Annotated in this window: 9 protein-coding genes and 1 pseudogene; 4 read left to right on the top strand and 6 right to left on the bottom strand. The window is 52.4% G+C overall.

Features of this window, described 5'->3' with window-relative positions; all coding sequences use genetic code 11:
- Nucleotides 1-789: 789 nt before the first annotated feature.
- The 3 genes and pseudogenes from PVE98_RS24375 to PVE98_RS24365 form a co-directional block, all read right to left on the bottom strand.
- Nucleotides 790-1,155, bottom strand: a pseudogene (locus tag PVE98_RS24375) (relaxase/mobilization nuclease domain-containing protein); the annotation flags it as partial.
- Complete coding sequence (locus PVE98_RS24370; RefSeq protein WP_179133778.1) at nucleotides 1,145-1,468, bottom strand: MobC family plasmid mobilization relaxosome protein; 324 nt, start codon at nucleotides 1,466-1,468, stop codon at nucleotides 1,145-1,147. The gene PVE98_RS24370 and the pseudogene PVE98_RS24375, both read right to left, overlap by 11 nt.
- Before the next feature lie 1,264 nt (nucleotides 1,469-2,732).
- Entirely contained in the window at nucleotides 2,733-3,212 is a 480-nt protein-coding gene (locus PVE98_RS24365) for a hypothetical protein (protein ID WP_117253897.1), read from the bottom strand.
- A gap of 135 nt (nucleotides 3,213-3,347) precedes the next feature.
- Here PVE98_RS24365 and PVE98_RS24360 point away from each other — a divergent pair, with 135 nt between their 5' ends.
- Together PVE98_RS24360 and PVE98_RS24355 are read left to right on the top strand one after the other, a co-directional pair.
- Nucleotides 3,348-3,521 (top strand): hypothetical protein, encoded by a 174-nt coding sequence (locus tag PVE98_RS24360; protein ID WP_159224022.1) that lies wholly within the window; start codon nucleotides 3,348-3,350, stop codon nucleotides 3,519-3,521.
- A gap of 150 nt (nucleotides 3,522-3,671) precedes the next feature.
- The gene (locus tag PVE98_RS24355) at nucleotides 3,672-3,839 is read left to right on the top strand and encodes a hypothetical protein (RefSeq protein WP_157844808.1); all 168 of its coding nucleotides are present in this window, start codon (nucleotides 3,672-3,674) and stop codon (nucleotides 3,837-3,839) included.
- A 711-nt stretch (nucleotides 3,840-4,550) separates the two neighbouring features.
- Here PVE98_RS24355 and PVE98_RS24350 read toward each other — a convergent pair.
- Both PVE98_RS24350 and PVE98_RS24345 read right to left on the bottom strand, forming a co-directional pair.
- Complete coding sequence (locus PVE98_RS24350) at nucleotides 4,551-5,855, bottom strand: PAS domain-containing methyl-accepting chemotaxis protein (RefSeq protein ID WP_117253899.1); 1,305 nt, start codon at nucleotides 5,853-5,855, stop codon at nucleotides 4,551-4,553.
- Nucleotides 5,856-6,268: 413 nt separating this feature from the next.
- The gene (locus PVE98_RS24345) at nucleotides 6,269-6,736 is read right to left on the bottom strand and encodes a helix-turn-helix domain-containing protein (RefSeq protein ID WP_117253896.1); all 468 of its coding nucleotides are present in this window, start codon (nucleotides 6,734-6,736) and stop codon (nucleotides 6,269-6,271) included.
- A 281-nt stretch (nucleotides 6,737-7,017) separates the two neighbouring features.
- Between PVE98_RS24345 and PVE98_RS24340 the strand changes: the two genes are divergently transcribed.
- Both PVE98_RS24340 and PVE98_RS24335 read left to right on the top strand, forming a co-directional pair.
- On the top strand, nucleotides 7,018-7,251 hold the full coding sequence (locus PVE98_RS24340; protein WP_063617428.1) for a YgdI/YgdR family lipoprotein: 234 nt from the start codon (nucleotides 7,018-7,020) through the stop codon (nucleotides 7,249-7,251).
- Between the two features lie 21 nt (nucleotides 7,252-7,272).
- Entirely contained in the window at nucleotides 7,273-7,500 is a 228-nt protein-coding gene (locus tag PVE98_RS24335; RefSeq protein WP_063617429.1) for a YgdI/YgdR family lipoprotein, read from the top strand.
- Between the two features lie 752 nt (nucleotides 7,501-8,252).
- On the opposite strand, the gene PVE98_RS24330 is transcribed toward PVE98_RS24335, so the two are convergent.
- A complete protein-coding gene (locus PVE98_RS24330; protein WP_045619171.1) occupies nucleotides 8,253-8,468 on the bottom strand; it encodes an MbeD family mobilization/exclusion protein in 216 nt (71 codons plus the stop codon).
- Nucleotides 8,469-8,505 lie beyond the last annotated feature (37 nt).

The raw sequence follows: 8,505 nt of genomic DNA, 5'->3' as shown, positions 1-8,505 counted from the left end.
CTGCCGTTGTCGAACGTCCAGTTCGTGTCCGCTTTCACGCCTTCCGGCAGCACCAGAAAGCGCCCCTGGCTGTCTTCCTGGTACCTCACGCCCCACGTCCGGGCGTTCAGCTTCTCCAGCGCGTCCTTCTGCTGCCGGATGCTCGTGTAATTGTCGAGCATCTGCTGCCCCTGCCACCACAGAATACCCGCGCTCGAGGCTATCAGCAGCGCGGAGACCAGGACGATGGTCAGCCACGTCTGGCTGACTATACGCACCATGCCTTTCGTGCGCTGGCTCATGGCTGAGGACAGCTTCCTGTCGTGGTCGAGGATGGCGGCGCTGATTCTCTTCTCGCTTTCGCTCAGTTCCGCTCTGACAGACTTCTCGTGCTCGCTGAATGCGGCTTTCAGCATCTCGCCGGTAGTCTGCTGCTGCGCTTTCGATTTCTGCTCTAAGTCCTTCGCCAGCGTTAAAAGACTGTTCATAGATGGCTCCCTTGAGTCGGATGTTTCGCCCCCCGTCCGGGTCGGCAATGCTGATGCTGCTTTTCGTGGTGCGCACCACCTCGAAACCTGCGCTTTCCAGCGCCTCAGTGACGTCCTGACGGGTTTTCAGCTCCCCGGATGAGGCAAGGGCAAGCAGGCCGCGCGTAATCGCCTGGGCGGCCTCCTGCTTCGCTTCCGGCAGCGCAGACGGCGTGACAAGCGCCCGCCGGTTCTCCGGCGCATTCGGGTCGTGTATTCCCAGACTGCCGTTCACTATGGTCTGCCAGGCATCGATGCGCGGACGATCGGCGCGGTCGTAATACGGCTGGAGCCGTTTGCCGGTCAGCAGCTCCGTGTTAGGGATGATGAAGTTCAGCTCCAGCCGCCCCTTGTCCTGGTGCTCAACCCACAGCACGCTGTACTGATCTTTGTCGAGCCCGGGCATCAGAACCCGCTCGAAGCTCGCCATCAGTTTTTCACGCTGGCCGGGCGGCAAATCCTGTTCCGCAAAGGACAGGACGCCGGAGGTGTACTTTTTGGCGTAGGGCGAGGCGTCAATAAGCTCCCGGACTTCCTCCGGCTTCCCCTGCAGAACGCTGGCGCCGTCGCGTTGCCGGTCTTTACCCAGCAGATAATCCACCGGACCGGCGCCGCCGCCGCGCCCTCTGGGATGAAACTTAACGATCATCGTCTGCCCCCTTTTCCAGCACTGCCTGGCGAAGCCGTTCGAGTCCGGCATCGATGGCCATCAGTGCGGCGACCACCTGTACGCGGTCGTGCCCGCTACCGCCACCGGCGTTAACCTGCCTGGCAATCTGATTGAGGTTGTTACCCATGCCGGCAAGCTGCCGAAGCAGCGCCGGCGAGATCGAGGGAAGTTTGCCGGCGCGAGCGGGCTTTTCGTCCAGACACGTCTGCCGCATCCAGGCTGCGAGCTGCTTACCGTCGCAGCGCTCCAGCAAGCGCCGGTGCTCGTCTTCCGTTACCCACATCGTGAGCATTTTGCTGCGTTTGTCTGCCAATCCGTCCTCCTGATAACGCCGGGACGGGCGGGAAATTCTTTCCCGAACGGCGTGGTGTTGGACAAGCCGCAGGCGCGTCAGTGGCTTTTAGCGGGTTTCGGGGCGCAGCCCTGAACCAGTCACGCAGCGCTAGCGGAGTGTATACTGGCTAAATATGTTACGGCGGAGTGGTAATTTATGAAAGTGCTTCAATGTGGCAGGAGAAAATGTGGTTGCGTGGCGTAAGTACAACATGTCGGTGAAGGCGAAATGACGCCTCCTCGCTCACTCGGTCGCTACGCTCCCGCCGTGAGACTGCGGCGGGCGTTACCGGCTCACAGATAACGGGGCAAGCAAGCTGCCATCAAATTAAAAAGGGCCGGAAAAAGGATGCGGCGTTGCCGTTTTTTCATAGGCTCCGCCCCCCTGCCGGAATTCATAAACAGACACTTTTTCGGTGCATCTGTGGGAGCCTGAGCTCAACCATGAATCCGGCAGCGGTGACGAAACCCGACAGGACTTAAAGATCCCCACCGTTTCCGATGGGTCGCTCCCTCGTGCGCTCTCCTGTTCCTGCCATTCGGTTTACCGGTGTCATTCCGCTGTTATGGCCGCGTTTTCTCATTCCACGCCTGACACTCAGTTCCGGGTAGGCAGTTCGCTCCAAGCTGGACTGTTTGCACGAACCCCCCGTTCAGTCCGACCGCTGCGTCTTATCCGGTAACTATCATCTTGAATCCAATCCGGAAAGACACGACTAATCGCCATTGGCAACGGCCACTGGTAAACAGGATGTGCGAGAGATGTATTGAGAGTTCTTGAAGTGGTGGCCTTACTGAGGCTACACTGGAAGGACAGATTTGGTGACATGTCTCGCACAAGACTGTTACCTCGGTTGTTCAGTTCCCCAACTGCTCAACCGCGAAGAAGCCGCCTCCCCAGGCGGTTTTTTCGCTTCTGAGACTACCCTTCACTCTTAATAGTGTCAATGCACTAATACCCTTACTCGGCTTTCATCAAAGCCATGTCGATAGCATTTTTTGCTAAAAAAACCGACTAATACAACTCTAATATTGCCAGTGTAGAAGGGCTTGGTATGTAATCTGATTTCTGGATTGATTACATATTTGTACGCTACTTGTCGGCAACCAGATACCGGCAATAAGTTGTTAAGGTCGAAAGGCCTGTCCCGAACCCTAGTGCTAAGGGAATGCCACGAACAACAAAAATTACGAAAAAAAGCCGACTTTTAAGTCGGCTTTTTTCATGGAAGGGTGTGCAGTATTGTCCCAGGATGACTTTTTCTGTCATACGCAGTAATGATGCTGTAGTAAGCGTCTTCATTCTGAGGCTTCTTCAATTCCACAATCATCATCCCAGTCCCTGATTCCACCACAATCACTTTGTTTGGTCCCTTTCGGGGGTCTAGCAATACCTGTGCGCCAGTCAGAAAAATATTTTCCAAGAACTTAACGATATCCTCAGCACAAGTTGCCCCGATTTCTGATCGATGCTTGTCCCATATGTGCCTGATTCCATAAGCACCTTCTAATTTTTGCTTAGATTGATTGTAATAGCCCGAATCACCTAGCTTTAAAATCACCTTCCCCTCAGGAAAGTCCGCACTTAGATGTGGCAGAGTAAAGAAAAATTCGCTTCCGTCATTCTTGCTAACTCTTGAGTTTTTGGTTTTTTTCCCTACAAGAATTGCATTGGTAATATCTCGAGGAAGCAAAATTTCCACAAAAAATCCTTCTACTGTATCGATCCAAGAATCAATAATTTACCACAACATTCTTGCGACAGTGCCTTCAAAAGAGGTGCTAACATTTATTGCTCACCATTATTAGAGGAAAAATTTATGGTAAGGGGAATGTCTATGGAAGAGGGTAAAATAATCAACCATTACAGGCAGATACAAGATGCAGCAAGCAAGGCAATGGACATCACTACTGACGAGCAATTGCTGATTGAGCTATCAGCCATAGTAATGACTTGCCATAAAACGCTAGAAAAACTTGCAGCGCCATACATAGGCCCTGATGAAGCTTAATTTACCATAACATCCCTGTTACGCCCTTCCTCACAGCAATCTCAAATCGCGCCCTGCAGCTCCCGTTCCGCTGAAAAATGATGCGTAAGATCACTGAACACTTTCCTTATGCGGCCGACAATATTCCGGTACAGAGCGGGAGAAACACAGATGACACGCGACGAGAACGACCGGGAATCACCGCAAGAATCTACAGACGGCGGCACCAGCGACGACAAAAGCTCGCAGAACGACAAAAATGGAGACTGGATCGGCGAACTGGAACGCGAACTGCAGGAGATTACGAAGAAGTGGCCGGGTTTACGAAGCCTGAGCTGAATTACGATCGTAAAAAACCCGCCATCTTTCGCAGCGGGCTGAACGACGTAGCGCGTTCAAAATACACAACAACGTGCCGAAACCAGCATGGAACGGCACTCTTTAAGTGTGCAACAAGAACGCGCTTCCGCAAAGCCACAGCAGGCGCTGGCAGCAAAAAAAGGCTCCCCGCAGCGGGAGCCTTCAGCACAGACAGCAGCAGTATCGTTCCATGCGCCCCTGGTGAGGCACACTCTGGGTATCGGCCTCCTCTGCGCGCACATAAGCGAAGCCGGCATCTTTTTTCTTCATACCCGCCGGGCGTCACACTTTTAACATAAAAGTGCTATTGCGCAGGCGCAGAAAAAGATGCATCAGAAAGCGTCACGCGCAGTGATAATTATTTTGATTTATATAAATGATTTATAAGATAAAATTAACAAAAAGAACTTGGACCCGGCCCGGAATGGTACTACTCCGTGCCGACTCTCTGTCATCGCTCTGCACGGAACATGATGAACAGCTTTCGCACCCCGGCGGGTACGTTTTTTTTCTGCTCCCGTGAGGCGCGCAAAACGCTCCCCACCGGGGAGCGGCAGACAAAGCGTCACAGATTAATACCAGGTTTCAGGTATCTCAGTCAGCAGTGTTAAGTGGCGGTGGCAGCAGAACAGGCATACAGGCGCCATTCCCGCATTGAACGCGGCCAGTGGTGGAGATATGCACCATGGCCTATCCGGCTTTAACTGAAATGGCGACATCCTTAACCGCAGTCTCAACCCCTGCAGCATTCCTCTGAATGCTGGTCATCACTTCACCCGCTTCGCGCATGAGTGTACCCCCTTCCCGGGTGTTCATCAGGCTGTTTTCAATGCCACTGAGAACATCCTTGGCCAGTTGACTGTTGCTGGCCACGACTTGCTCAATTTCTTCAGTCGCGCTACTGACGCTCGCCGCAAGATTACGCACCTCTGCGGCAACAACCGCAAAACTTCTTCCGGATGCGCCCGCCCTTGCTGCTTCAATCGCGGCATTCAGTGCAATAAGTCTTGTCTGCATGGCAAACTTCCGGATGGTTTCCACCATATCGTCAATACTTTCAGACTGATTGTTGAGCCGAGAGACATCGGTGGAGACAGCCCCCATCCCCTGAGCAATTCTGTCAATCATAAGGATGCTATTTTCAATAACACTGGCACCGTTCTGCGCACTTCCTCGGGTCTGCACGGCCATATCCCATGCATGCAAAGCAGCCTCCTGCTCTCTCTGGTTTCGCAGGACATCAGCCGTGACATCTGTAGCGAATTTCACAATTTTATAAAGCTGCCCGTCACTGTTAAAGACAGGGTTATAAGTTGCATGGAACCACAGAGGATCTCCCTGACGGTTAAGACGTGGAAACTGACCAGAAAAAAACTCACCCTGATTCAGCCTCTCCCAGAACTGTCGGTATTCATCACTTTTGTAGAGCGTCTCGGCACAAAACAGACGATGATGCTTACCGATGACTTCATCCCGCTTATAGCCAGTGGCATTGACGAAATTTTCATTTGCTTCAAGCACGATCCCTTCAGGATTGAAGGTGATGATGGCCATAGAACGGTTTATGGCATTTACGACTGCTTCCTGCTCAAGCGCAGAATGCACGCGCTCAGAAATATCGGCAGCAATTTTAATGACTCTGGTCACACGGCCGCGCCGGTCAGTAACGGGGATATAACTGGCTTCAAGCCATACGGAACGATTTCCCTTTGCCAGCCGCAGATACTTGCCACTAAAGCTTTCGCCCCTGGCAAGGCGCTGCCAGAACTGGCTGTATTCTGGTGAATTTACCAGCGAGGGTGGGCAGAATATACGATGGTGGTGACCGATTATTTCATCAGCCCTGTACCCCATAGTGGAGAGAAAAAGCGGGCTGGCTTTATGTATCACCCCCTCCGGACTGAATTCAATGACAGGCTTATTCTGACAAATGGCGTCATACGAAATGGCTGATCGCTGGCGGTTCAGGGAGAACATATTTTTAAGTGAAAGCATATGCATCAGATAGCTCGGATAATGTAAGGACTGCCATGGTTATCGGCTACTCCTTATGTAGCGTTATATATTACTGTGATAGCGGGAGCTTTCTTTTTGCTGCCCCCGTGAGGCGCGAAAAAAAGCTCCCCGCCGGGGAGCGGCAGAAAAAGCGTCACAGATTATTACCAGGTTTCAGGCATCTCAGTTACCCGCGTTCCAGACGACGCCTCATGCCTTTACCGGTTATGTTGCCGGTTTTCAGGCACAAAAAAGCTCCCTCACGGGGAGCTTTATGTATTCAGATGCCCTGGTGTGGCACACAACGAGTATGCCACATTGCAGCTGACCTGCTTCATCCTGTGACGTTTATTTTAAAAACCTATCCTGCCAGCCACTCTGATTTACCATAACATCCCTGTTGCGAATTACGGTTATCGTCGCAGCATCTGCCGAAGCCGCTTCTGTTGCCAGCGGCTGATTAGCCCTCGAAAAACAAACGTCCTCATGCCACTAATAACCAGTAGCGCACACCAGATCCCCGCAACCCACAATGACCATACGCTGGCCGGAGCCGTAAAGTGGTTAAGAACAAGCAGCAGCGCGCAGACGACGATAGCCGTAATAACCGATCGGTAAAAACGGCCTTCCTCAGCAATTTTGCTCTTTGCCTCGGCAATTTTCTGGTCAAGCGCGTCATCGCCAAGCGCGTTAGGGCCGGAAAGATCCGCCACGCTCACCTCAAATACAGCAGCCAGGGCGCTCAGTGTTTCGAGGCTTGGCTGATCGCCGTTCTCGATACGCTGAACCGTGCGTACGCTCATCCCGGACAGTTCGGCAAGCTGCCCCTGGGACCAGGCGCGCGCAAGACGCAGCGATCTGAATTTGTTGGTATCACTCATTTCCTGTCTCCGAATGGAAGGTGGTCAGCGCCCAGTGTTGCCCGCGTGATCCTACGCGACCACGATCATAACCCGACAGTAACGTGACAGCGGTCTGACATGCAGCATTAAGGTTTTTTGAAGTCGTAACGTCAGGAGCATGTATGGTCAGATTCAACATAAGAGTGCATTGCCGAACTCATGATGGTGGCCGCCTTCCAGCCTCTCTTCGCCTAGAAAAATGACCTATACTTAGAGGGTTAGTGACCATATCCACTTTACTTTTAAGCAGGGAATCTATCATGAATAAAAAAATGCTTTTGGCGACCATCATGGTCACGCTGGTGACGTTTGCTGCTGCCGGATGCTCTTCAAATCAGCAAATCAAAACAACGGATGGCCGCACTATCGTTACAGACGGCAAACCTGAAATCGATAATGATACCGGCCTGGTGTCTTATAAAGACGCAACAACCGGAAGATACAGTCAGATAAACCGCGATAAAATAAGCAACATGAGTGAACTGGACAACTGATACGGTTAAAAGGAGCTGGCCATGAAAAAGATTTTTGTTTCAGTGTTCGCAGCGGCAGTTATGCTTTCAGCCCTGACCGGATGCACGCGCACAAGCTATGCCATTCACACCAACGACGGACGTACGATTATCAGCGACGGTAAGCCTGAAGAATCAGACACGGGCCTGCTGGGCTATACAGACGCAAATGGCGTCAAACAGCAAATCAATAAAACTGATGTTAAAGAAGTCTCTGAAATCCCGCACTGATTCATTTCTCTGGAAAAGGGCCGCCTTGTGTGGCCTTTTTCATTATCTGACCCGACAGCAGAAAAAAAAGCTCCCGCACACGGGAGTACGGGAGCAATGCATACAGCATCACAGTGGATTAGAACGGACAGTCCCTGGTGCAGGACATGTACAGTTATCGGCATATTCTTCCCGAACATAAGCGCAGCCATAGCGAGATATTCCGTGTCTGCCGGCCACTCTGATTTAACATAAGAGTTCTTGCCCGCATCGCGAAAACGCCCTCAGCGCGATCCTGGCGCGTGCGGGCCAGAACCCGGCACCTTCCCCGCCCAAAACCGCAAAAATCCACGCTGATAATTTTTGCGCGACTGCATGACTATGCACGAAGGTGAATGGCGGATAGTTTCAAGCGAATGTTGTCACTAAAGGCGGATTTTGAACAAAAAAAACGGACACCGAGAGTCAGAATGTCCGCAAAAAGATGCACAAACAGTCAGCCGGTACCGATCAGAGAGCCGGCAATTAAATATGACAGTGAAAACAGGTTATCAGCCACACCCGTGCTGGGAATTACGCGGTTTTAGGGGTTTAGCCAGTGCAGGCAGGCCCGGCCGGAATCAGGGAAAAGAAGGCAGCCTTTAATCCACTCTTTTTTTACCCTTATCCAAGGGTGGGTCCGTTATAGGTTTTCTGTCGCTGTACCCGCTCCGCTTCCAGCATTTTCTGGTGCTGTAGCTCCCGCTCATGCTGCTGACGCAGCTCGACGGCGTTCAGCCGCTCGACAACCGGCGCAGCTGCTCGCTCAAACTCTGCACCTGCCTGCTCAAGCCCGTGACGCGCTCGCTCAGCGCCGCGTTCTCCCGTTGCATAAGCCCAGACATCGTCCGCCATTCCGCGAAGGCGTTCTCCCACTCGTCCAGCCTTTTCGAGTAGTCCTGCTGTAGCTGCTCTAATGCGCTCAGCAACTGTTTTTCCAGCTCCGTCATGCTGCTCTACTCCTGCACCAGTCTGATGCCGTTCTTC

The sequence above is a fragment of the Pantoea sp. GABEPS69 genome, from assembly GCF_045780835.1.
Classification (GTDB): Bacteria; Pseudomonadota; Gammaproteobacteria; order Enterobacterales; family Enterobacteriaceae; genus Pantoea; species Pantoea septica.
Note: the sequence above shows the minus strand (reverse complement) of the source record. Positions and strands in the feature narration are given on the sequence as shown.